At 69.7% G+C, this 22197-nt stretch carries 23 protein-coding genes; 14 read left to right on the top strand and 9 right to left on the bottom strand.

Annotated features, from left to right (window positions below):
• Positions 1–57: 57 nt before the first annotated feature.
• Positions 58–546 (bottom strand): hypothetical protein, encoded by a 489-nt coding sequence (locus tag ISN38_RS14825; protein ID WP_047325211.1) that lies wholly within the window; start codon positions 544–546, stop codon positions 58–60.
• Positions 547–672: 126 nt separating this feature from the next.
• On the opposite strand from ISN38_RS14825, the gene ISN38_RS14820 reads away from it, so the two are divergent.
• Positions 673–1230, top strand: a complete 558-nt coding sequence (locus ISN38_RS14820) for an O-acetyl-ADP-ribose deacetylase (protein ID WP_047325212.1) — start codon at positions 673–675, stop codon at positions 1228–1230.
• Positions 1231–1446: 216 nt separating this feature from the next.
• Here ISN38_RS14820 and ISN38_RS14815 read toward each other — a convergent pair whose 3' ends face one another.
• From ISN38_RS14815 to ISN38_RS14790, 6 genes are all read right to left on the bottom strand, one after another.
• Positions 1447–2451, bottom strand: a complete 1005-nt coding sequence (locus tag ISN38_RS14815; protein ID WP_003469485.1) for a class I fructose-bisphosphate aldolase — start codon at positions 2449–2451, stop codon at positions 1447–1449.
• A gap of 229 nt (positions 2452–2680) precedes the next feature.
• Positions 2681–4147 (bottom strand): pyruvate kinase, encoded by a 1467-nt coding sequence (gene pyk, locus ISN38_RS14810; protein ID WP_003469492.1) that lies wholly within the window; start codon positions 4145–4147, stop codon positions 2681–2683.
• Between the two features lie 251 nt (positions 4148–4398).
• A complete protein-coding gene (locus ISN38_RS14805) occupies positions 4399–5043 on the bottom strand; it encodes an HAD-IA family hydrolase (protein ID WP_003469494.1) in 645 nt (214 codons plus the stop codon).
• On the bottom strand, positions 5040–6218 hold the full coding sequence (locus tag ISN38_RS14800; RefSeq protein WP_003469495.1) for a phosphoglycerate kinase: 1179 nt from the start codon (positions 6216–6218) through the stop codon (positions 5040–5042). Before ISN38_RS14800 ends, ISN38_RS14805 begins: the two co-directional genes overlap by 4 nt.
• 267 nt (positions 6219–6485) lie before the next feature.
• Positions 6486–7850, bottom strand: a complete 1365-nt coding sequence (locus tag ISN38_RS14795) for a DUF3999 domain-containing protein (protein ID WP_206711868.1) — start codon at positions 7848–7850, stop codon at positions 6486–6488.
• On the bottom strand, positions 7847–10540 hold the full coding sequence (locus ISN38_RS14790; RefSeq protein WP_206711867.1) for a DUF2339 domain-containing protein: 2694 nt from the start codon (positions 10538–10540) through the stop codon (positions 7847–7849). The genes ISN38_RS14795 and ISN38_RS14790 overlap by 4 nt, the downstream gene beginning before the upstream one ends.
• Positions 10541–10790: 250 nt before the next feature.
• Between ISN38_RS14790 and ISN38_RS14785 the strand changes: the two genes are divergently transcribed.
• Positions 10791–11867 carry a methyl-accepting chemotaxis protein gene (locus ISN38_RS14785; protein WP_206711866.1) on the top strand — a complete coding sequence of 359 codons (1077 nt, stop codon included), beginning with the start codon at positions 10791–10793 and terminating at the stop codon, positions 11865–11867.
• An 87-nt stretch (positions 11868–11954) separates the two neighbouring features.
• On the opposite strand, the gene ISN38_RS14780 is transcribed toward ISN38_RS14785, so the two are convergent.
• The gene (locus ISN38_RS14780) at positions 11955–12428 is read right to left on the bottom strand and encodes a hypothetical protein (protein ID WP_003469504.1); all 474 of its coding nucleotides are present in this window, start codon (positions 12426–12428) and stop codon (positions 11955–11957) included.
• Positions 12429–12652: 224 nt separating this feature from the next.
• Here ISN38_RS14780 and ISN38_RS14775 point away from each other — a divergent pair, with 224 nt between their 5' ends.
• Together ISN38_RS14775 and ISN38_RS14770 are read left to right on the top strand one after the other, a co-directional pair.
• Positions 12653–13123 carry a hypothetical protein gene (locus ISN38_RS14775; protein WP_038238137.1) on the top strand — a complete coding sequence of 157 codons (471 nt, stop codon included), beginning with the start codon at positions 12653–12655 and terminating at the stop codon, positions 13121–13123.
• Between the two features lie 94 nt (positions 13124–13217).
• Entirely contained in the window at positions 13218–13634 is a 417-nt protein-coding gene (locus ISN38_RS14770) for a hypothetical protein (protein ID WP_038238170.1), read from the top strand.
• 144 nt (positions 13635–13778) lie between these two features.
• On the opposite strand, the gene gap is transcribed toward ISN38_RS14770, so the two are convergent.
• Positions 13779–14780 carry a type I glyceraldehyde-3-phosphate dehydrogenase gene (gene gap / locus ISN38_RS14765; protein WP_003469507.1) on the bottom strand — a complete coding sequence of 334 codons (1002 nt, stop codon included), beginning with the start codon at positions 14778–14780 and terminating at the stop codon, positions 13779–13781.
• 167 nt (positions 14781–14947) lie between these two features.
• On the opposite strand from gap, the gene ISN38_RS14760 reads away from it, so the two are divergent.
• The 10 genes from ISN38_RS14760 (at position 14948) to ISN38_RS14715 (ending at position 22073) form a co-directional block, all read left to right on the top strand.
• Positions 14948–15577: an OmpW/AlkL family protein gene (locus ISN38_RS14760; RefSeq protein WP_003469508.1), complete on the top strand. Its 630-nt coding sequence runs from the start codon at positions 14948–14950 to the stop codon at positions 15575–15577.
• A 116-nt stretch (positions 15578–15693) separates the two neighbouring features.
• Positions 15694–16314 (top strand): OmpW/AlkL family protein, encoded by a 621-nt coding sequence (locus ISN38_RS14755; protein ID WP_047325216.1) that lies wholly within the window; start codon positions 15694–15696, stop codon positions 16312–16314.
• Between the two features lie 106 nt (positions 16315–16420).
• Positions 16421–17233, top strand: a complete 813-nt coding sequence (locus tag ISN38_RS14750) for a S1/P1 nuclease (RefSeq protein WP_003469510.1) — start codon at positions 16421–16423, stop codon at positions 17231–17233.
• 363 nt (positions 17234–17596) lie between these two features.
• Positions 17597–17959, top strand: a complete 363-nt coding sequence (locus ISN38_RS14745) for a rhodanese-like domain-containing protein (RefSeq protein ID WP_003469512.1) — start codon at positions 17597–17599, stop codon at positions 17957–17959.
• Positions 17960–17964: 5 nt separating this feature from the next.
• Positions 17965–18315, top strand: coding sequence for an ArsR/SmtB family transcription factor (locus tag ISN38_RS14740; RefSeq protein ID WP_038238149.1), 351 nt, complete (start codon positions 17965–17967; stop codon positions 18313–18315).
• A complete protein-coding gene (locus tag ISN38_RS14735; protein WP_058358464.1) occupies positions 18312–19145 on the top strand; it encodes an MBL fold metallo-hydrolase in 834 nt (277 codons plus the stop codon). The genes ISN38_RS14740 and ISN38_RS14735 overlap by 4 nt, the downstream gene beginning before the upstream one ends.
• A 115-nt stretch (positions 19146–19260) precedes the next feature.
• Positions 19261–20037, top strand: a complete 777-nt coding sequence (modA, locus tag ISN38_RS14730; RefSeq protein ID WP_003469518.1) for a molybdate ABC transporter substrate-binding protein — start codon at positions 19261–19263, stop codon at positions 20035–20037.
• Positions 20038–20047: 10 nt separating this feature from the next.
• Entirely contained in the window at positions 20048–20743 is a 696-nt protein-coding gene (modB, locus tag ISN38_RS14725; protein ID WP_003469520.1) for a molybdate ABC transporter permease subunit, read from the top strand.
• Between the two features lie 85 nt (positions 20744–20828).
• On the top strand, positions 20829–21446 hold the full coding sequence (locus ISN38_RS14720) for a molybdenum ABC transporter ATP-binding protein (protein WP_058358466.1): 618 nt from the start codon (positions 20829–20831) through the stop codon (positions 21444–21446).
• 69 nt (positions 21447–21515) lie between these two features.
• Positions 21516–22073 (top strand): flavin reductase family protein, encoded by a 558-nt coding sequence (locus ISN38_RS14715; protein ID WP_003469523.1) that lies wholly within the window; start codon positions 21516–21518, stop codon positions 22071–22073.
• Positions 22074–22197: the final 124 nt, after the last annotated feature.

Genomic DNA, 22197 nt, shown 5'->3' with positions numbered 1-22197 from the left:
GCTTCGGCAAGCCTCCGCTCCGGCCACCTTGCAGGAGCAGCGTCAGTCGCTCCCACATCAGCCGCCGCGCAGCCACCAGAACGCCACCGCGGCGACCAGCACCAGCACCAGCATGCCCCATCGCCATGCGCCGGGGCGATCGCCGCCGGCCACGGTCGGCAGCGTTCCCGCGCGCGGCGCATGGCGGTCGCGGTAGCGCTCGACCAAGGCCTTGGCCTCGCGCAGCGGCATGCCTGGATGCTGCGCGCGGGTCAGCTCGATCGCCTGCAGCAGGTGCCCCTGGCCCAGCGCCAGCACCGCCGCTGGCGGCAGCCGGTCCGCCTGCGCCCCGGTCGATGCAGCCACTGACGTCTGGCTGGCACCGGCATGCCGCTCGAGCATCTCCGCGACCGTCTGCGCCGCCCCGGCCCGCAGCCATGCGTCCACTTGCCGCTGGGCGCTGCCCAGGTCCATGCCGCTCTGCGCGCGCAACAGCTTGATTGCCTTGATGATCTCGCCACGCGCCAGGGCCTCGGCGATGGCGGGTGAGGGCTGGGTGCGGTTCATGTCGCAGGCGCTGAGATGGAGACATCGCAGTCTTGCCGTTCGCCAGTGAAGCCGCCGTTGTGTCGGTCCGGCGCGAACCCCCTGTTCATCACGTTTCCGTCATTGGAATCCCATAAAGATCCCGCCATGAAGATCGAAATCTGGCAAGGCGACATCACCGAACTGGACGTGGACGCCATCGTCAACGCCGCCAACGAATCCCTGCTCGGCGGTGGCGGCGTGGATGGGGCGATCCACCGCGCCGCCGGCCCGCAGCTGCTGGAAGAGTGCCTGCGCCTGCCGGAACTCAAGCCCGGCGTGCGCTGCGCGGTCGGCGAGGTCCGTGCCACCGGCGGGCACCGGCTCAAGGCACGGCATGTGCTGCATACCGTCGGCCCGGTGTGGCGCGACGGCGCCCACGACGAGCCGGCCTTGCTCGGCAACTGCTACTGGCGCTCGCTGCGCCTGGCCGAACAGATGGGCCTGCATTCGGTGGCGTTCCCGGCGATCAGCTGCGGCGTGTACGGTTATCCGCTGCACCAGGCCGCGCGCATCGCGGTGGCCGAAACCACCGCCTGGCAGCGCGCGCATGCGGTGCCGAAGCGGGTGATCCTGGTCGCCTACAGCGATGCGGCCTACAAGGCCTATCAGCAGGCGTTGATGCAGGTCTCCTTGCTGCAGGCGGCGCAGGCGCAGGTGGCCTGAGCTCGCCACCGCTGTTGCCAGCAGAGGCATCGGGGCAAGGGGATAAAACCACGGGAACTTGTCGGGTGTCGTTGATGCACAAGGCTTTGCGCGTCCCCTCATCCTCCCCTTCGGAGCCCCCTCCACCAAAGAGGGGGCTATGGTCCCGCAGGGAGAAGGTGGGTGGAACAAAAAACGCCGGCGATGCCGGCGTTTTCGTGCGCTTCTATGCGGGTCTCAGCCTTGCCACTTGCCCAATGCGGCTAGGCCGTTTTCCTTGGCGCGCTCGTAGACCACCTGTTGCGCCTTGGCGAAGTTGCCCTTCATGTCCTGCGCCCACAGCTTCAGCGCGGCCTGCTGCATCGCACGGCCGTAGGAAAAGCTCAGCGGCCACGGCAAGGTGCCGATCTGGTTCATCGCATTGAGATGCGCGGTGGACTGCTCGTCGGTCTGCCCGCCGGACAGGAACACGATGCCCGGCAGGATCGCCGGTACGGTGCTCTTCAGGCACATCACGGTGGACTCGGCCACTTCCTCGACGCTGGCCTGCTCGTCGCAGTCCTTGCCGGCGATGACCATCGAGGCCTTCAGGATGGTGCCTTCCAGCACCACGTTCTGGTCGTACAGCGCGCCGAACAGCGAACGCAGCGTGGCTTCGGTGACCTCGTAGCAAGTCTCGATGTCGTGGTTGCCGTCCATCAGCACTTCCGGCTCCACCATCGGCACCAGGCCCTGCTCCTGGCACAGCGCCGCGTAGCGCGCCAGTGCGTGCGCGTTGGTCTCGATGCACACGCCCGACGGGGTGTCCTCGCCGATGGTGATCACCGCACGCCACTTGGCGAAGCGCGCGCCGAGCTTGTAGTACTCCTCCAGGCGCGCACGCAGGCCGTCCAGGCCTTCGGTGATCAGCTCGCCAGGCATGCCGGCCAGCGGATGCGTGCCCTTGTCGACCTTGATCCCGGGAATGATGCCGTGCTCGGCCATGTACTTCGGAAACGGCACGCCGTCCTTGGTCTTCTGGCGGATGGTCTCGTCGTACAGGATCGCGCCGGAGATGTGGTCGCCCAGCTTCGGCGTGGTCAGCAGCAGCTCGCGATACGCGCGGCGGTTCTCTTCGACATTCTCGATGCCGACGCTGGCGAAGCGCTTGGCGATCGTGCTGGTGGATTCGTCGATCGCGATGATGCCCTTGCCCGGGGCGACCATCGCCTGTGCGGTTTCGGCAAGCTGTTCGATGCTCATGGCATTCCTGTGGCACGGGAGGGGGAAGCCGCGAGTATATCGCGGCAAACGCTACCGATTTCTTCACGGAATGCTTGCAACCGTTTCCATCCGGTAGACGCAACGCGCGACCGCGTACGCACCACCGCGTGCTGGCGAGCGCGCGGCCGGACGCGCGGACAGGCAAAAAAAAACCGCGCGCTGCACAGGCAGCGCGCGGTCGTGCAGCGGCGCGGCAATGCCGCGGCGGTTACAGCTCGCCCAGGCCGCTGGCGCGGCCGTCCGCGCCGACTTCGAGCAGGCGCAGCGTGTTGGTCGCGCCGTGGGTTTCCATGTGCTCGCCGCTGGTGAACACCACGCGGTCGCCGGGGCCCATGCGCTCGGCCTCGACCAGCAAGCGGATCGCCGCGCGCGCCGCTTCGCGCGGGGTCAGGCCGCGGCTGTCGAAGTTGATCGGGAACACGCCGCGCATCATCGCCATGCCGCGGCGCGCGCCGTCGTGGCGGGTGAACGCGTAGATCGGCATCTTGGAGCGGAACCGCGACAGAAAGCGCGGGGTGCCGCCGGATTCGGTCAGGGTGACCACGCCGCTCAGGCCGATGTGCTCGGACAGGAACATCGTCGCCATCGCGATCGCCTGGTCGGCGCGCTCGAGGTTGCGCTGCGCGGCCTCGAAATCGGTATCCATCTCGAACTGGCGCTCGGCGCCCAGGCAGATCCGCGCCATCGCCTGCACCGCCTTGACCGGGTAGGCGCCGGCGGCGGTCTCGGCCGACAGCATCACCGCATCCGTGCCGTCGATCACCGCATTGGCCACGTCCAGCACCTCGGCGCGGGTCGGAATCGGGTTCTCGACCATCGACTGCAGCATCTGCGTGGCGGTGATCACCACCTTGTTCTGCGCCAGCGACTCGCGAATGATCTTCTTCTGCAGGCCCGGCAGTTCGGCATCGCCGATCTCCACGCCCAGGTCGCCGCGCGCGACCATCACCACGTCGCTGGCCTCGACGATCTCGCTCAGGTTCTCGATCGCCTCGGTGCGCTCGATCTTGGACACCAGCGCGGCCTCGCAACCGTGCTCGCGGGCGATGCGGCGCGCGTCGTGCATGTCCTGCGCGTTGCGGCAGAACGACACGGCGATGAAGTCCACGCCGATCTTGGCGACGATGCCGATCAGCTCCTTGTCGCGCTCGGTCAGCGCGCCCAGCGACAGGCCGCCGCCCTGCTTGTTCAGGCCCTTGCGGTCGGACAGCATGCCGTCGTTGAGCACGGTGTTGACGATGCGCGCGCCATCGACTTCGACCACCTGCAACTGCAGCAGGCCGTCGTCGAGCAGCAGCACGTCGCCCGGCTTGACGTCGTTGGGCAGGCCCAGGTAGCTGACGCCCACCTGATGCTCGTCGCCGGCCGGCGCGTTGGCGTCGGCGACCAGGTCGAAGCGTGCGCCGGCCTTCAGCGCCACCTTGCCGGCGGCAAAACGCTCGATGCGGATCTTCGGCCCCGGCAGGTCGGCGAGGATGCCCACTTCGCTGCCCACGCGCTGCGCGGCGGCGCGCACTTCGGCGGCACGCTTGGCCTGGCCGGACGGGTCGCCGTGGGAGAAATTCAGGCGCACGACGTTGACGCCGGCGCGAAACAGGTCCTCGAGCACGCCGGGCGGATCCGTGGCCGGGCCGAGGGTGGCGAGAATCTTGGTGCGGCGCTGGCGTTCGATCATGAGACATCGTTCCCTGGAAAAGCCGTCAAAACTAGCACAGGCACTGCGACGGCAGGATGGCGAATCGACATAGGCGGCTGCGGATCCGCGCATGTCCTGCAGACAATGCGGGACAGTATGCGGACTCGACGCCGCACTGGCGGCGCCCCGCACGCCCCCGGCAGCGCCGCGGGGGCCACGCCCTCCTGCGCCACTGCCTGCCGGTCAAGCGGCAGTTCGGCACCGCTTTCACCCATCCCGAATCCCCGCCGTCAAGCAATCAAACCCGGCAACTGCGCCGGGACCTGGGCCAGCGCCCCCGCATCGGCCTGGCGCAGCTCCGCCTCGTCGCCGAAGCCCCACAGCACGCCGATGCTGCGCATGCCGTGGTGGTTGGCGCCGTCGATATCCATGCGCCGGTCGCCGATCATCACGCACTGCGCCGGCTGCAGCGACAGGCGCCGCAGCGCTTCGGCGATCAGGTCCGGCTTGGTGCGGCGCGCGCCGTCGTCGCTGGCGCCGACGATCTCCTCGAAGTGCGCGGCGAACGGCAGCGTCGCGACGATGCGCCGGGCGAAGCGCTCGTTCTTCGAGGTCACCACCGCGAAGCGATGGCCGGCCGCGGCCAATGCCGCGACCGCCGCGCCGATCTCCGGGAACACGGTGTGTTCGCGCCAGCCCTGCGCGTCGTAGCGCTCCCGGTACAGTGCCAGCGCCTGCGCGACCAGCGCCTGGTCGCCGGCGAAGTAGTCCTTGAAGCTGTCGCGCAATGGCGGCCCGATCCAGCCGCGCAGTTGCTGCGGCGCGGGCGCCGGGCGCCCGAGTTCGGCGAACGCATGACGGATGCTGCAGACGATGCCGGCCTCCGAATCGACCAGGGTGCCGTCCAGGTCGAAGAACAGGGTGCTCGCGCTCACGCGCCGCGCGCCTGCAGCGCCGCCACCGCCGGCAGGGTCTTGCCTTCCAGGAATTCCAGGAACGCGCCGCCGCCGGTGGAGATGTAGCTCACCTGATCGGCGATGCCGTACTTGTCGACCGCGGCCAGGGTGTCGCCGCCGCCGGCGATGGAGAACGCCGGCGAGGCGGCGATGGCGCGCGCCAGGGTTTCGGTGCCGTGGCCGAACGCATCGAACTCGAACACCCCGACCGGACCGTTCCAGACCACGGTGCCGGCCTTGGCGATCAGCTCGGCGTAGTGCGCGGCGGTCTGCGGGCCGATGTCCAGGATCAGGTCGTCGTCGGCGACGTCGGCCAGCGCCTTCACCGTGGCTTCGGCGTCGGGCAGGAACTGCTTGGCCACCACCACGTCGGTGGGCAGCGGGATCGCCGCGCCGCGCGCATGGGCGTCGGCGACGATCTTGCGCGCGGTGTCGAGCAGGTCCGGCTCGCACAGCGACTTGCCGACCGGGTGGCCGGCCGCGGCGATGAAGGTATTGGCAATGCCGCCGCCGACGATCAGCTGCTCGACCTTGTTGACCAGGTTCGACAGCAGCTCCAGCTTGGTGGAGACCTTGCTGCCGGCGACGATCGCCAGCAGCGGCTTGGCCGGGTGCTGCAGCGCCTTGGCCAGCGCGTCCAGCTCGGCCATCAGCAGCGGGCCGCCGGCCGCCACCGGCGCGAACCGGATCACGCCGTGGGTGGACGCCTGCGCGCGGTGCGCGGTGCCGAACGCATCCATCACGAACACGTCGCACAGCGCCGCATATTTGCGCGCCAGCGCCTCGTCGTCCTTGCCTTCGCCGACGTTCATGCGGCAATTCTCCAGCAGCACGATCTGGCCCGGCTGCACCTCCACGCCGTCGACCCAATCGCGCAGCAACGGCACCTCGGTGCCGAGCAGCGCGGTCAGCCGCGCGGCGACCGGCGCCAGCGAATCGGCCTGCGTCCACACGCCTTCCTTGGGCCGGCCCAGGTGCGAGGTCACCATCACCGCCGCGCCCTGCTCGAGCGCGTGGCGCAGCGTCGGCACCGAGGCCAGGATGCGCTGCTCGGACGTGATCTGGCCGTTGTCGTCGATCGGCACGTTGAGGTCTTGCCGGATCAGCACACGCTTGCCGGACAGGTCGAGATCGGTCATTCGCAGGATGGGCATTGTCGGTTGCTCGCTATCGTGGGGTTGCTGGGGAAGAGGAGGCCGTGCGCAGCATAGGCGCGGCGATCGGAACGTCCGCTTTAGGCAGGCTGGCGCCAGCGCGCACCGGCGGTGCCGAGGCCGGCATTGTCCGGCGTCGGCCGCGCAGCGGCAAATCGAGACATCGCGCCGCGCATGGCCGCAGCGCACCGGCCCGGGAGCAAACGACGTACGCAGCAAGGCCGCCACGCCGCGACAGGCGCGTGGCGTGGCAGCGCCGCTGCCGAATCAGCCCGCGCCGGGCGCGGCCGGCTTGCGCAACAGGCTGAAGGCGAAACCGACCACGAGCAGCGCACCACCGACCAGCAGCGCCCACAGCAGCCAGGTCTTCCAGTCGCGCGGGGTGGCCGGGGCCTGCAGCGCGGCGGCACCGGCCAGCGGCACCGCCGCGCCGAGCGTGGCGGTGGCCGGCGTCCATTGCGGCCCGCGTTGCGCGCGCAGGGCCTGCAACGTAGCCGCCAACGGCGCGGCGGCGCGCTGGGTGCGCGCGCTGCCGGCGGCCAGCGCATAGGGCGGCCCGCCCTGCGCCAGGAAGATCAAGGTTTCCGGCTGGTAGCCCAGGCGCAGCGCTGGTCGCTGCCGGCCCGGATCCTGCGTGGCCAGCAGCCGCCAGTAGCGATCGCGCACCGGCCGCGCCAGCGCCTGCGGCGGCGAGCGGCTGGCGCCGGCGCCGACCTGATAGGCCACCCACGGCCCGGCCCGGTCCTGCCACGGCGCCTCGGCGCTGTCGCGGCTCTGCACGCGCCATTCGATCGCGCTGTTGCCGGGCAGCGCGATGTCGAGTTGCGCGACCGGATAGCGGCCCGGCGCTGCGAAGTCGAAACTGTGCTGCGCCGGATCGGCGTGCAGCGCGTCTAGTTGCTGCCAGTGCCAGTCGGCGGCGGCGGGCGCCGGCGCCAGTTCGGCCTCCACCCCGGTCAATGTCGGCAGCGGCGGCGGCGACAACGGCAGCAGGCGCAGGTAGCGCACCTGCCGATCGATGCCGATGCGCAGTTGCTGCAGGCGCTTGCCCTGGTTGGCCAGATCGACCAGGGTCGCCTCCGGCACCAACAGCTCCCAGTCGCGCAGATCGTCGCTGGCCTCGACCCGGTAGCGCGCCTGCCGCGGCTGCGCATCGGCGGCCCACTGCAGCGACAGCGCGCGCAACGGCTCGCGCAGCGCGCTGGCATCGATCAACCAGCCGGCTTCGGCACTGGCCGTGGCGCTGCTGGCAATGCGGGTACGAATGCGGCGCACGCTGCCGTCGGTATCGCGCTCGGCGATCAGCTCCAGGTCGTCGGCACCGCCACCGGCCACCGCCGGCAGCGGAAACCACGGCAGCGGCTGCCGGCGCGGCGTGGTTTCGGCATGCTCGGCGGCGAACAGCGCCGCCGGCAGTGGGTCGCCGGCGGCGTTGAACACCTCCACGTCGCCCAGCGAGGCCAGGTGCGCGCTGCGGTACACCGCATCGTCCAGTTGCACGCGATAGGCGCCGGCCGCCGGATCCTGCAGGGTCAGCGGCCATTGCTGGGCATAGTCGTCGCGCTGGCTGGCGGCGAAGCCGGCCAGCGGCAGCAACGCCAGCAGCATTGCCGGGATGATCAAACGTTTCATGGATGGGCCTCCTCGGCCGGTTCGACGGCGCGCGGCGGCGCCGGCGCGAAATAGCCGACCACGGTGCACAACAGGCCGTAGGCGATGAACGAGGCGATGCCGGCGACATTGCCGAGGTTGCCGCGATCCACCAGCAGCAGTTTGCCCAGCACCACCGCCATCAGCAACGCACCGGCCAGCCACAGGCCGCGCTGGCCGCGGCGCGAGCCGAGTACCCAGCCCAACACGCCGAGCACGCTCCATACCACGGTCAGGCTGGTCTGCGCCACGCTGGCGGACAACAGCGATGCCCACGGCACCGGCGCCCAGTAGTGCACCGCATGCAGGGTCACGCTGGTGATCCACAGGAATCCGGCAGCGGCCAGCACTTGCAGGCGCCGGGTCCGCAACAGCGCCGGCGCGGTCGCCGACCACAGCCAGCGTGCGGCCAGCGCCACCACCAGCAATTGGCTCAGTTCCAGCGGATTGAGCAGCGGCACCCACGGCAGCGGCGCACTGGCGCCGGGTACGCACAGCGTCCATAGCCAGGCCAGGCCGAGCAGGCCGAAATAGCTGCCCTGCAACGCCGTGCGGCAACGGTCGAACTCCGCCCCCAGCGGCGCGGCCAGCCACGGCCAGCGCAGCAGCGACACCGCGGCCGCCGCCAGCCATGGCGCCAGCAGCAATGCCCACTGCCAGCCCTCGGCCAGGGCGAAGCGCTGCGCCAGCCAGAGGCCGAGCATCGACAGCACCGACGGCCACACCAGCCACCAGGCGAATTGCGCCGCGCGCGCCACCCAGCCGCCGCTGCCGCGCAGGCAGATCAGGCTGCGCACGCCGAGCACCGCGAACAGCGTCCAGGCCCAGGCCCCATGCCCGGCGAACGGCTGGCCGTGCGCATCGGCCTGCAGCAGCGCCAGCGGCAACGCCAGCAGCAGCCCACCGAGCGTGGTCGCGGCCAGCGCGCGCGCCGGCCAGCGGCGCTGCGCCTCGGCGGCCAGCCAGCCGCTGAGCGCGACCAATGCCAGCAACAGATCGGCCTGCGCCGAGGCCGCGACGAAGCGTTCGATCTCGGCGACGCCGATCCCGCACCACCACGCCAGACCCCATAGGTAGTAGGCCAGTGCCGGCGTGTCGGCGCCGGCACGGCGATAGCTCCAGGCGCTGGCGAGACCGGCCAGGGCCAGCAGCGCACCACTCATGAAGGTGGCATTGGCCACCGCCTGGACATCGTGCCAGGCCAGGTCCAGCCCCAGCACGAAGCCGATCGCCGCGGCCAGTTGCAGGCCGGCGCCGCTGAACTGCGGCAGCCAGCGTTGCTGGCGCAGTCCCAGCCACACCAGCGCCGCGCCTTCCAACGCGAAGATGCTGGCGGTGGCGCGCGCCGACAGCGCCAGCGGCACCGCCAGCGTGGCGAAGCCCACCGCCAGCAGCGCATAGGCCTGGCCGAGCACCGCGTAGCGTTCGCGCCGGATCAGTGCCGCGGCCAGCAACGCATATACCGCCGCCAGGCCCAGCGCGCACAGCGCCAGCGGCATACTTTCGCCGCGCAGCAGCCACGCCTGCAGCGAGAAGGCGACCAGCGGCGTGCCGAACAGCAGGCTGCCATCGACCACCGGACTGCGCACGGCGGTCTGCCGGCGTGCGTACAGGATCGGGATCAGCAGGTAGAAGGCGAAGAACAACAGCAGGAACGGCTCGGTGCTGGCGAACTTCGCCGGCTGGTACTGCAGCACGCCCCATAGCGTGCCGATGCCGAAGGTGAAACCGAAGCCGAGCAGGTTGAGCACCCGCCACGGCCGATACCAGGCAATCGCGAACACCGCCGCGTTCAAGACCGCGTAATACGAGAACAGGCCGACATGGTTGCCGCTGCCGGTAGACAGCCAGATCGGCGCCAGGAATCCGGCCAGGGTGGCCAGCACCGCCAAAGTGCGCGATTCCTGCACCACCGCCAGCACGCACATGCTGGCCACCAGCACGATGCTCAGCGCGAACGCGGCGCCGGCCGGCAGCAGCGCGGACAGCTTGAACGCGGCGAACACGGTCAGCAGCAGCACGCCGATCGCACCGCCCTGCAGGGCCAGCGCGAAACTGCGCTTGCGCTTGCGCTCGCGCTGGCGCCAGCCGAAGCCCAGGCCGGCCAGCGCCGCGGCGGCGATGCCGGCATAGCGCAGTTCGATCGGCATGCGCAGCCAGCCCTGGTCGCCGGCGTACTTCAGCAGCGCGGCGACGCCGGCCAGCAGCACCAGCATGCCGATCTTGACCGGCACGTTGCCTTCGGTGAACCAGCGCTTGGTGCCGGCCAGCAACCGCTCGATCGGCTCCGGACCGCGCGGTGCCGGCGACAGTGGCGCGGCGGCAGGGTCCGCGGCCTCGCTCGCTGCGGCGGCCGGCGCGACGAACGGCGGCGGAAGCGGCGGTGGCACAGGCACGACCGGGACGAGCGCAGCGAGCGGGACGAATGGACGCTCCTCCACGCCATCGTTGTCGGCGAGCTGGGCATCGGTCTCGGTATGCTCGGCATCGCTGGCTGCGTCGAATCGGGCAGCGGCCTGCGCCGCCTGCGCCGCGGCATGCCGCATCTGCGCCAGTTGCAGTTCCAGGGCCGCCACGCGCCGGCGCACGCCTGCCAGCGCCACCCACAGCACGATCATCAGGATCGGCACCGCCACTACCGCCACCACCACCAGCACGATCAAGGCTTCCATCCGGACTCCATCCCCACGGCGGCACGGCGCGGTGTGCGCGCCTGTGGTCCGGCGACGCCGGTCCTGGCGCAGATGGTAGACGAGTTCGGCCCCACCGCGGCCCGGCCGCGGACGGCGCAGCCCAGACGCGGCAATGCATCTCGGTAACAGACGCCAGCACAATCGGCGCTAAAGCCATTGCATTGGCGGCCGCGAACACCCTTACCCCCTGTTGCGCCTGCTGGTCCCTCCCCTCCCACCAACAGCACCAATGGACCTGCCAGCCACACCCACCGACGCGGGCATCGACGACCATATCCGCTCCGTGGTCCGCCTGTCCGATCAACTGCTCGGACAGCTGCGGCAGTCGCTGCAACGCATCGACGAGATCAACCGCACCACCCACGTGATCTCGATGAACGCACGCATCGAGTCGGCGCGGATCGGCCACGCCGGGCGCGGCTTCAGCGTCATCGCGCAGGAAATGGACGTGCTGTCGCGGCGCGTCGCCGACGCCACCCAGGACCTGGACAAGGTCGCCGCCAGCACCAGCGCGGACATGCGCCACACCCTGCAGCAGCTGGACGACGACGTGCGCCGCACGCGCCTGAGCGAACTGGCGCTGAGCAACATCGACCTGATCGACCGCAACCTCTACGAACGCAGCTGCAACGTGCGCTGGTGGGCGACCGACGCGGCCATCGCCGCCGCCGCGCACCCTGGCCGCGGCGACGACGCACTCGCCTACGCGGCGCGGCGCATGGGCCAGATCCTGGAGTCGTACACGGTGTACTTCGACCTGGTGCTGGCCGGCACCGATGGCCGCATCCTCACCAACGGCCAGCCGCAGCAGTACGCCTCGGCCGGCAGCGAGGTGTCCGCGCAGGCCTGGTTCGAGCACGCCATGCGCACCCGCAGCGGCGAGCAGTTCGGCTTCCAGGGCGTGCATGCCAGCACCCTGGCCTATGGCGAGCGCGTGCTGGTGTATTCGTGCACGGTGCGCGATGGCGGCCGCGTCGATGGCCGCGTGCGGGGCGTGCTCGGCATCGTGTTCCGCTGGGACGCGCTGGCGCAGACGTTGGTGCAGCGCACGCCGCTGTCGGAACAGGAATGGGGCCGCAGCCGGGTGTGCATCGTCGATCCGCACGGCCAGGTCCTGGCCGATTCGGACGGGCGCATGCTGCAGGAGCGGATCGACTTCGCCGGCCGCGAGGCGCTGTTCAAGCAACCGCGCGGCGCGGTGCTGAGCGATCTCAACGGACGCCCGCGCTGCATCGCCCATGCGGCCTCGTCCGGCTACGAAACCTATCGCACCGGCTGGCATTCGCTGATTTTGCAGGCGCTGTAGCCGCGCCCGGCGCCTGCGCGTCGGCCGCAACGCAGGCAAAAAAAGCCCGGGCGCGCGACGCGGCCCGGGCCCTGCTGCTGCGCCCGCTTATTCGCGGTAGCCGCTGTCGTTCTTGTTGTGGATGATCCAGATCAGGTTGCCGCCGCTACCCATCGACTTGCCGGCGAACACCAGGCGGCCCTGGCCCTTGTAGGCCAGTTCGTAGCGGTAGCGGTCGCCACCGTAGAAGAACGGGATGAACGCCTTGCCGGTGACGTAGGAACCCTGGTCGGTGGGTTCGCCGATCAGGTCGGTCACCTGCTTCATCGGCATGCCGATCTTGAGCTGGGTGAACTTGCTGCCGGGTGCCGGCTTGCCGGTGATCTCGCCTTCGTAATCGTTGACGCCCTTGACGGTCTCGCCGTAGCCGGCTTCGACCTGCGAGGAATTGGTGACCTCGCCATCGGCGTTCATCCAGCTCGGCGTGCCGCTGTGCTTCTTGGCCATCGCCTGCATCGGCAGCGCGGCCGCCATCGCCACGGCCAGCACCAGGGCGCCCGTCCTTACACGGTTGATCTGCATTGTTTCGCTCCTTGCATCCATTGAGTGCCCCCTGTCCATTGCCTGTCATGCCAGCGCGGGAACATCCGCTGGCCAGCAGCGCATTAGTGCATGCGTCGGCGCCCATGTCCACGCCTGGCCGGCGCCGCCAGCGCTGCTTGCCGGCATCCCCCTGGCATGATAAAACGCGCCGGCGCAGCCCATGGATCCGGCATCGCCGCCCCAACCGCAAGGACGTATTCGCAATGCCAACGCTCCGTCGCTTCCCCGTGCTGCCCATGCTGTGCGCCCTGGTTGTGCTCGGCGCCGCGCCGCCGGCCTCGGCCGACATGTTCGGCAGCCCCGAAGAGGTCGCGCGCAGCTGGGTCGGCCACGATGCCAGCGAACTGATGATGCAGTGGCCGGTGGACCGCGGTCTGTACACCTCGGAAAACATCGAGACCCACGAAACCGCCTATACCTACAACTTCGGCATCGACGCGCACTACCGGACCGATTACTGGACGACCGACGGGCCTTTGATGGGCGTGGATCACGGCACGCCGCTCTATCGGCAGGAAGAGCACAGCCAGACCACCTTCGTGCCTACCGAACATCATTGCGAGGTCACTTTCGTCGCCAACGCCGACGGCATCATCACCCGCTACGACTTTGCCGGCAGCAAATGCAATCCGTACTTCCTCGACTGGGGCCGGCCGAAGAAAAAAAAGAAGTGAGCGCCGCGCCTGCAGGCCGGCTTTCCGATCCATACCACAGGGGCAACATCCGATGACCGCAAACAACCCGCTCGCCCGTCTCGCCTGGTCGGCGATGGTGTTGACGCTGCTGGCGCTGAGCGCACCGGCGCTGGCCGCAGGAGCGCGGCACGGCGCGATCGTGGCGCTGGAGCCGATCGAGAACAAGGACAGCGACGTGCCGGAAAGGACCAAGAGCGTCACCAAGGCCGCCGCCAATCTCGGCGGCCTGGCAGGCAGCTTCCTGGGCCTGAAGAGTAAAAGTTCGGTCGGCGTCGACACCGCGGCAGCGGCCGGTACCGCCGCCGGCGGAACCGTAGGCGCCAAGATCGCCGGCAACGGCCCGGCCGCCCACTACATGGTGAAGATCCGCTTCGACGACAAGTCGCAGGTGGTGGTGTCCAAGCCCAGCGCCGAGGTCTCCGGGCTGGCGGTAGGTAGCCGGGTCACGGTGAGCGGCAGCGGCGAGAGCATGCATATCGCCGCCGAATGAGCGCGTCGCCGGCACGGCGGGGTCGCCGGCACGGCGGGGTCGCCGGCACGGCGGGGTCGCCGGCACGGCGGGGTCGCCGGCAGCATCGTCGCAGCCACAAAAAAAGCGCCTGTAGGCGCTTTTTTTGTCGGCGGGTGGCGCGGCTTACTGCGCCACCACCTTGACCATTTCCAGGCACTTGTTGGAATAGCCCCACTCGTTGTCGTACCAGGACACCAGCTTGACGAAGGTGCTGTCCAGGGCGATGCCGGCGTCGGCGTCGAAGATCGAGGTGCGCGCGTCGCCGCGGAAATCGGTGGCCACCACCTTGTCCTCGGTGTAGCCAAGGATGCCCTTCAGCGCACCTTCGCTCTGCGCCTTCACTTCGGCGCAGATCTCGGCGTAGGTGGCCGGCTTGTCCAGTTCCACGGTCAGGTCGACCACCGACACGTCCGAGGTCGGCACGCGGAAGCTCATACCGGTCAGCTTCTTGTTCAGCTCCGGGATCACCACGCCCACGGCCTTGGCCGCGCCGGTGCTGGACGGAATGATGTTCTCGAGGATGCCGCGGCCACCGCGCCAGTCCTTGTTGCTGGGGCCGTCCACGGTCTTCTGCGTGGCGGTGGCCGCGTGCACGGTGGTCATCAGGCCGCGCTTGATGCCCCACTTGTCGTTGATCACCTTGGCCAGCGGCGCCAGGCAGTTGGTGGTGCAACTGGCGTTGGAGACGATCGCCTGGCCAGCGTAGGTCTTGTCGTTGACGCCGTACACGAACATCGGCGTGTCGTCCTTGGACGGCGCCGACAGGATCACCTTCTTGGCGCCGGCGTCGATGTGCTTCTGCGCGGTGTCCTTGGTCAGGAACAGGCCGGTGGATTCGATCACCACCTCGGCGCCGACCTCGTCCCACTTCAGCGCCGCCGGATCGCGCTCCTGGGTCAGGCGGATCTTCTTGCCGTTGACCACCAGGTGATTGCCGTCGACCGACACCTCGCCGTCGAAGCGGCCGTGCACCGAGTCGTACTGCAGCATGTACGCCAGGTAGTCGGGCTCGAGCAGGTCGTTGATGGCGACGATCTCGATGTCGCTGCCGAAATTCTGTACCGCCGAGCGCAGCACATTGCGTCCGATGCGACCGAAACCGTTGATGCCAACCTTGATTGCCATTTCAGTAGCTCCTGCGGCCGCGCCTGACGCGGCGGATGGAAGGGGGCGAGCATTCTATCAGGCTGGCCGCATTGCGCCGGGCATGCGCGTTCGACGCGTTTGATCAGGATCAAGGCGGCATGGCGGCAGCGGCACGACACTGCGGCCACACACAACCGAGACCCCCCATGCGCAAGATCTCCCCCCTCCTGCAGTCCGGCCTGGCCGCCACCCTTTGCCTGTGCGCCCTGCCGGCGCTGGCACAATCGCAGGGCGACTGGAGCGTGGGCATCGGCGCCCACCAGGTCAACCCGACGTCCGACAACGGCACGCTGGCCGGCGGCACCCTGCCGCTGCGCATCGGCAGCGACATCAAGCCGACCGTCACCTTCGAATACTTCGTGCACCAGGACCTGGGCATCGAGGTGCTGGCCGCGCTGCCGTTCAAGCACGACATCGCGGTCAAGGGCGTCGGCAGGGTCGGCAGCACCAGGCAGCTGCCACCGGTGGTCTCGCTGCAATACCACTTCAACAGCGCCGGCAAGGTCTCCCCGTTCGTCGGCGCCGGCCTCAACTACACCACCTTCTTCAGCGAGCACACCAGCGGCGCGCTGGCCGGCACCAAGCTCACGCTGGAGGATTCCTGGGGCCTGGCCGCGCACGTCGGCGTGGACGTCGCGCTCACCGACAAATCGGCGCTGCGGGTGGACCTGCGCTGGGCCGACATCGACAGCAAGGTCAGGGTCGACGGCGCCAGCACGGGCACCGCGAACATCGATCCGCTGGTGTACGGCCTGGCCTACGTGATGAGGTTCTGAGGCCGCACGGCCGCCGCGCTTCTCTGGCAGACTACGCTGCACAAGGATGTGGATCGGTCGCCGCCGGGCCGACACCGGGATTCGCATCCACCCATTCGCCGTCACCGGGGTCCCCAATGAAGCCACCCCGGTTCCGCCGTCTCGCCGTCGCCGCCCTTGCGGCCATCGCCCTGCCCGCCGCGGCGCAGTCGGCCGGCCACTTCACCACCAGCTACGGCATCCACGGCATGGTGTCCGGCTCCTCGAACGGCACCCTCAGCGGCAGCGAGCAGCGCTTCAGTGCCGACGCCACGCCGGCCGTCTCGTTCAGCTACGAATACTTCTTCCGCGGCAACCTCGGCGTGGAGATCCAGACCCTGGTCGGGCAGCAGAAGATCGGCCTGGAACAGGGCGGCGATATCGGCAGCGCCTGGGCGCTGTCGCCGACGGTCTCGCTGCAGTACCACTTCAACGGCAACGGCGACATCTCCCCGTTCGTCGGCGTCGGCCTCAACTACACCACGTTCCTGGGCGCCGACGGCAAGGGCGCGTTCTCCCGCGACGACGTCACGTTCAAGGACAGCGTCGGCCCGGCAGTGCATGCCGGCGTGGACTTCGCCATCGGCGAGCGCAGCGCGCTGCGCGTGGACGCGCGCTGGACCAGCATGCGCAGCGACGTGGACGTGGACAGCGGCACGCTCGGCAAGGCCAGGCGCTATCCGCTCACCTACGGCCTCGCCTACCTGCTGTATTTCTGATCCGCCGCGCCGCACGCCGCGCCCCGCACGGGCAAGGCTTAGCGGTTGCGCAACGGCGCGATGACGCGGCCATGGCAACGTCATCGGCGCCGGCTAGAATCCGCGCATGAAATCCTCTCTCTTCGTTTCCGCCGCGCTCGCCGCGGCACTGGCCGTCGCGCCGTCCGCCGCCTTCGCCTGGGGGCCGCTCGGCCATCGCCTGGTCGCCGATCTGGCCGAGGCGCAACTCACTCCGCAGGCTCGCGCGCAGGTGCTGCAGTTGCTGCAGGGCGAACCCGAGCCGACCCTGGCCGGCGTCGCCAACTGGGCCGACCAATTGCGCGAAAGCAACCCGGACATGGGCAAGCGCACCGGCCGCTGGCACTACGTCAACCTCGGCGAAGACCAGTGCCACTACCAGGAAACCCGCAACTGTCCCGACGGCAACTGTGTGGTCGAGGCACTGCACCGCCAGGCCGCGATCCTCGCCGACCGCAGCCAGCCGCAGGCGGCTCGGACCGAGGCGCTGAAGTTCGTGGTGCATTTCACCGGCGACATCCAGCAGCCGCTGCACGCCGGCTATGCGCGCGACAAGGGCGCCAACACCGTCCAGATCCAGTTCGAGGGCAAGGGCAGCAACCTGCATGCGCTGTGGGACAGCGGCCTGCTGCGCAGCCGTGGCCTGGACGAAGCGCACTATCTGGCGCAGTTGCGGGCGCAACCGTTGCCGGCGGCCTCGCCTGCCGGCAACGCGCTGCCGCCGCCGGCCGCGGCCTGGGCCGAAGCCTCGTGCCGGATCATGCAACGCCCGGGCTTCTACCCGCCCGGCGCCAAGCTGCCGGCGGACTACGTGGCGACCTGGCGCCCGGTCGCCGAAGCGCAGTTGCGCCAGGGTGGCGCGGATCTGGCCGCGACGCTGAACGCGGCGCTGGGCAAGTAATCGCAACGGCAACGCGGGTGGCGCATCCATTGCCGTGTCGGCGGCATGTGCCCTCTCTGCTGTAGGAGCGGCTTCAGCCGCGACAGATCCTACTGTACCTGCGGATAATGTCTGTCGCGGCTGAAGCCGCTCCTACAGGAATGCGGGGGGATTCGGCGCGCGACGGACCTGGCCGGCATGCCCCTGCGCCCAGCGCACGATCTCGGCAGGGCAAACGGCGTGAAGCGGCGACTCCAGGACGCGGGTTCGACGCAACCCGGTCGGTGCCGGCGACCGCATCGCTGGCTGCGAGATAAATTGGATTTTTCTTATATTAGATTCGACTGATATTATGAGTGCCGTTCATCCACCGGAGCCCCCCCAATGCCCCATTCCTCCGCACACGCCCTGGTCGACAGGGCGCGCCCGCAGATCCACGAAGTCGACACCGATGCGGCCGCCACGCCGCTGCCCGGCGAGTGGATCATCGATGTGCGCGAACCCGGCGAGTTCGCCGTCGGCCACCTGCCCAACGCGATCAACATCCCGCGCGGCATCCTCGAATTCCGCCTGGACACCGACCCGGCGCTGGCCCGCCGCGAGCAGCCGATCCTGCTGTACTGCGCCAGCGGCGGCCGCTCCACGCTGGCCGCGCTGAGCCTGCAGCAACTCGGCTACAGCGCGGTGCGCTCGTTGCACGGCGGCTTCCTCGGCTGGACCGCCGCCGGCCTGCCGGTCGCCTTCTGAGTCCGATGGCACGGCGCTTGCGACCCGCGATGGATCCGGCCGCGATACGCGCGCATGCCGGCGAGGCCGCACGCCTGCTGAAGGCGCTCGGCAACGAAAAGCGGCTGTTGCTGCTGTGCCTGCTGGTGGACCACGAACACTCGGTGGGCGAGCTCAACACGCGTCTGGACCTGAGCCAGTCGGCGCTGTCGCAGCACCTGGCGGTGCTGCGCAAGGACGGGCTGGTGCAGACCCGCCGCGACGGGCAGACCATCTACTATTCGCTGGTCCCGGACCCGGCGCAGCGCATCCTCGACACCTTGCACAGCATCTACTGCAGTGTCGGCCCTTCCTCCCCCGCCAAGGCAGGCCGATGAGCCAGGTTCCCAACATCCACCCGTTCCACCACGCCGGTTCCGGCACCTGGAGCTATGTGGTCGAAGACGGCCGCGATGCCGCGGTGATCGACCCGGTGTTCGACTTCGATGCGGAGACCGCCACGCTGCGCGACACGCCGGTGCAGGGCCTGGCCGAGCGGCTGTCCGCGCGTGGCCTGCAGCTGCGCTGGATCCTGGAAACCCACGCCCACGCCGACCACGTGTCCGCCGCGCAATGGTTCAAGCGCCGCTGGCCGCAGGCGACGCTGGCAATCGGCGCCGGCATCCGCGCGGTACGCGCGCGCTTCGCGCCGCAGTTCGGCCTGGCCGCGGACGACGGCGATGCGCGCTGCGGCTTCGACCACCTGTTCGCCGACGGCGAGCGCTTCGCGATCGGCGCGCTGCAGGCGCAGGTGATCGCGGTGCCCGGACATACCGAGGACAACGTCGCCTACCTGATCGGCGATGCGCTGTTTTGCGGCGATTCGCTGTTCATGCCCGACAGCGGCACGGCACGCTGCGATTTCCCCGGCGGCGACGCGGCCACGCTGTTCCGCTCGATCCACAGGCTGTACGCGCTGCCCGCCTCCACCCGCGTGTTCGTCTGCCACGACTACGGCGCCGGCGGCCGCGCGGTGGCCTGCGAAACCAGCATCGGCGCCCAGCGCCGCGACAACATCCACGTGCGCGACGGCGTCGGCGAAGCGGAGTTCGTCGCGCTGCGGCAGGCGCGCGACGCGACACTGGGGCCGCCGCGGCTGCTGCAGCCCTCCGTGCGCGCCAACATCCAGGCCGGCCGCACCGACGAGCTGCACGCCGCGCGGCGCTGAAGACGGTAGGATGCGGGCGTACCGCGCATGATCGCGCTGCCATCGCAGCGGCCTGCACGCCACTGCGCCAGGTCCAGCCGATCGCCGCCCGTCCCCTGCTTCCCCGGAGCGCCCCATGTCCCGTTCGCTACGCCGCCTGCTGTGCCTGCTCTCGCTCGCCGTCGCCATGGCCGTGCCGCCGGCATTGGCGCAGACGCCGCTGACCGTGTTCGCCGCCGCCAGCCTGAAAGAGTCGCTGGACGAGGCCGCTGCCACCTACCAGCAGTCCAGCGGCACGCCGCTGCAGGTGTCGTACGCGGCCAGTTCGGCGCTGGCGCGGCAGGTGGAACAAGGCGCGCCGGCGGACGTGTTCTTCTCCGCCGACCTGGAGTGGATGGACTATCTGCAGCAGCGCCAGCTGGTCGATCCGGCGCAGCGCCGCAACCTGCTCGGCAACACGCTGGTGCTGGTGGCGCCGCTGTCGAGCGCCGCCAAGGTCGATCTGCGCAAGCCGGGCACGCTGGCTGCCGCGCTCGGTGCGCAGGGCCGGCTCGCGGTCGGCCAGACCACCAGCGTGCCGGCCGGCAAGTACGCGCGCGCCGCGCTGCAGACACTCCGCCAGTGGGACGGCGTGCAGGCGTGCCTGGCCGAATCGGACAGCGTGCGCGCCGCGCTGATGCTGGTCGCGCGCGGCGAAGCGCCGCTGGGCATCGTCTACGGCTCCGACGCCAAGGCCGAACCGAAGGTGCGGGTGGTGGCGGTGTTCCCCGCCGATAGCCATGCGCCGATCGTGTATCCGGTGGCGGCGCTGCGCGCCAGCACGCATCCGGCCGCGACCGATTTCGTGCGCTGGCTGGGCACGCCGCCGGCGCAGGCGATCTTCCAGCGCCACGGTTTCTCGCTCGCGCACTGAGCCGTCGCCGTTGTTCGCATTCACCGCGCAGGAACTGACCGCGATCGCGCTCAGCGTCAAGATCGCGCTGGTCGCAGCGCTGGGCAGCCTGCCGTTCGGCGTGGCCTGCGGTTGGTTGCTGGCGCGGCGCCGCTTCCCCGGCAAGTCGCTGCTGGATGCGGTGCTGCATCTGCCGCTGGTGATGCCGCCGATCGTCACCGGCTATGCGTTGCTGATCGTGTTCGGCACGCAGGGGCCGGTCGGCGCCTGGCTGCTCGAGCACCTGGGCGTGCAGTTCGCGTTCCGCTGGGCCGGCGCGGCGCTGGCCAGCGCGGTGATGGGCTTCCCGCTGATGGTGCGCGCGATCCGTTTGGCGCTGGAATCCACCGACCGACGCCTGGAGGCGGCCGCGGCCACGCTAGGCGCCGGGCCATGGCGGGTGTTCTTCAGCATCACCCTGCCGCTGGCCTGGCCGGGACTGGTCGCCGGCACCGCGCTCGCCTTCGCCAAGGCGCTGGGCGAATTCGGCGCCACCATCACCTTCGTGTCGAATATCCCCGGGGAAACCCAGACCCTGTCGTCGGCGATCTACGGCCTGTTGCAGGTGCCCGGCGGCGAAGCGGGGATCTGGCGGTTGGCGGCGGTGGCCCTGGCGATCTCGCTGGCCGCGCTGCTGCTGTCCGAATGGCTGGTGCGGCGCCAGCGCGGGCCGGAGGCGAACGCATGAGCCGGCTCCGCCCCGATGCGCGCGATCGGTCCGGAGCGCACTTCCATGGCGCACCGCATTCGCCGCACGATGCGAGCATGCGCCGATGCTGAGCATCGATATCGACGTCCAGCGCGGCCGCTTCCAGCGCCGCTTGCGGGTCGAGGAAAGCGCGCGCGTGGTCGCGCTGGTCGGCCCGTCCGGCGCCGGCAAGACCAGCATGCTCAACGCCATCGCCGGGGTATTGCGGCCACGCAGCGGACGCATCGTCATCGACGAGCGCGTGCTCTACGACAGCGCCGCCGGCATCGACGTGCCCACCCACCGGCGCCGCATCGGCTACGTGTTCCAGGACGCGCGGCTGTTCCCGCACATGGATGTACGCCGCAACCTCGGCTACGGCCGCCATGGCCGCGGCCAGGCCGAGCGCTTCGGCTTCGAGGCGGTGGTGGAGCTGCTCGGCATCGCGCCGCTGCTGGCGCGGCGCCCGGGCAACCTGTCCGGCGGCGAAGCGCAGCGCGTGGCGATCGGCCGTGCGCTGCTGTCGCAGCCGGCGATCCTGCTGTTCGACGAACCGCTGTCGGCGCTGGACGCGCAACGCCGCAGCGAACTGATCCTGTACCTGCAGCGCGTGCGCGACGAAGTACGCCTGCCGATGCTCTACGTCAGCCACCAGGCCGAGGAAGTGGAACGCATCGCCGACACGATCCACCAGCTGGAATAGCGCACCGACACCACGTTCACCGCCGATGGCCAGACTGTGCGCCATCGCACTCGCAGCCAGGCCGCCGCCATGCGCCGCTACCGCAAGCACGATTTCCCGCTCGACCAGGTGCGCCGGTTCCTGGAACCCGGCCCGGTGGTGTTGGTCGGTTCGGCATGGAAAGGGCAACGCGACATCATGACCATGGGCTGGCACATGGTGCTGGAGTTCTCGCCGTCGCTGATCGCATGCTGCATCTCCAGCGCCAACCACAGCTTCGAGCTGGTCCGGCGCAGCAAGCAATGCACGATCAACCTGCCGACCGCGGACCTGCTCGACACCGTGGTCGGCATCGGCAACAGCAGCGGCGCGCAACTCGACAAGTTCGCCCACTTCGGTCTGACCGCGGTGGCCGGCACCTGTGTCGATGCGCCGTCGATCGCCGAGTGCTACGCAAGCTTCGAGTGCCGCCTGCACGACGGCGGCCAGATCGCCCGGCACAATCTGTTCATCTGGGAAGTGGTCAAAGCGCACGTCGCCACGTCGCCGAAACTACCCAAGACCCTGCACTACCGCGGCGACGGCAAGTTCATGCTGTCCGGGGCGGAAGTCTCGCGGCGGCGGTTGTTCAAGCCGGAGATGCTGTAGCGCGAGATGCCGCGGTCCCGGGTACGCGCGGGAACGGCACTGCGGTCCTGGCAGGCCGCCAGGCCGCACCCCGCGACTTGCCTGACCACCAACACCACCTTGGCCGACTGCCTGCACAGACCCA

It is taken from the genome of Xanthomonas translucens pv. undulosa, from assembly GCF_017301775.1.
GTDB classification, from domain to species: Bacteria; Pseudomonadota; Gammaproteobacteria; order Xanthomonadales; family Xanthomonadaceae; genus Xanthomonas_A; species Xanthomonas_A translucens.
This window is presented reverse-complemented; position numbering and strand designations above follow the sequence as displayed.

Excerpts from the sequence above, each read along its gene's own strand:
- ISN38_RS14825 (WP_047325211.1), bottom strand. The coding sequence starts at position 546 with ATGAACCGCACCCAGCCCTCACCCGCCATCGCCGAGGCCCTGGCGCGT.
- ISN38_RS14820 (WP_047325212.1), top strand. The coding sequence starts at position 673 with ATGAAGATCGAAATCTGGCAAGGCGACATCACCGAACTGGACGTGGAC.
- ISN38_RS14815 (WP_003469485.1), bottom strand. The coding sequence starts at position 2,451 with ATGAGCATCGAACAGCTTGCCGAAACCGCACAGGCGATGGTCGCCCCG.
- pyk (WP_003469492.1), bottom strand. The coding sequence starts at position 4,147 with ATGATCGAACGCCAGCGCCGCACCAAGATTCTCGCCACCCTCGGCCCG.
- ISN38_RS14800 (WP_003469495.1), bottom strand. The coding sequence starts at position 6,218 with ATGCCCATCCTGCGAATGACCGATCTCGACCTGTCCGGCAAGCGTGTG.
- ISN38_RS14795 (WP_206711868.1), bottom strand. The coding sequence starts at position 7,850 with ATGAAACGTTTGATCATCCCGGCAATGCTGCTGGCGTTGCTGCCGCTG.
- ISN38_RS14790 (WP_206711867.1), bottom strand. The coding sequence starts at position 10,540 with ATGGAAGCCTTGATCGTGCTGGTGGTGGTGGCGGTAGTGGCGGTGCCG.
- ISN38_RS14785 (WP_206711866.1), top strand. The coding sequence starts at position 10,791 with ATGGACCTGCCAGCCACACCCACCGACGCGGGCATCGACGACCATATC.
- ISN38_RS14780 (WP_003469504.1), bottom strand. The coding sequence starts at position 12,428 with ATGCAGATCAACCGTGTAAGGACGGGCGCCCTGGTGCTGGCCGTGGCG.
- ISN38_RS14775 (WP_038238137.1), top strand. The coding sequence starts at position 12,653 with ATGCCAACGCTCCGTCGCTTCCCCGTGCTGCCCATGCTGTGCGCCCTG.
- ISN38_RS14770 (WP_038238170.1), top strand. The coding sequence starts at position 13,218 with ATGGTGTTGACGCTGCTGGCGCTGAGCGCACCGGCGCTGGCCGCAGGA.
- gap (WP_003469507.1), bottom strand. The coding sequence starts at position 14,780 with ATGGCAATCAAGGTTGGCATCAACGGTTTCGGTCGCATCGGACGCAAT.
- ISN38_RS14760 (WP_003469508.1), top strand. The coding sequence starts at position 14,948 with ATGCGCAAGATCTCCCCCCTCCTGCAGTCCGGCCTGGCCGCCACCCTT.
- ISN38_RS14755 (WP_047325216.1), top strand. The coding sequence starts at position 15,694 with ATGAAGCCACCCCGGTTCCGCCGTCTCGCCGTCGCCGCCCTTGCGGCC.
- ISN38_RS14750 (WP_003469510.1), top strand. The coding sequence starts at position 16,421 with ATGAAATCCTCTCTCTTCGTTTCCGCCGCGCTCGCCGCGGCACTGGCC.
- ISN38_RS14745 (WP_003469512.1), top strand. The coding sequence starts at position 17,597 with ATGCCCCATTCCTCCGCACACGCCCTGGTCGACAGGGCGCGCCCGCAG.
- ISN38_RS14740 (WP_038238149.1), top strand. The coding sequence starts at position 17,965 with ATGGCACGGCGCTTGCGACCCGCGATGGATCCGGCCGCGATACGCGCG.
- ISN38_RS14735 (WP_058358464.1), top strand. The coding sequence starts at position 18,312 with ATGAGCCAGGTTCCCAACATCCACCCGTTCCACCACGCCGGTTCCGGC.
- modA (WP_003469518.1), top strand. The coding sequence starts at position 19,261 with ATGTCCCGTTCGCTACGCCGCCTGCTGTGCCTGCTCTCGCTCGCCGTC.
- ISN38_RS14720 (WP_058358466.1), top strand. The coding sequence starts at position 20,829 with ATGCTGAGCATCGATATCGACGTCCAGCGCGGCCGCTTCCAGCGCCGC.
- ISN38_RS14715 (WP_003469523.1), top strand. The coding sequence starts at position 21,516 with ATGCGCCGCTACCGCAAGCACGATTTCCCGCTCGACCAGGTGCGCCGG.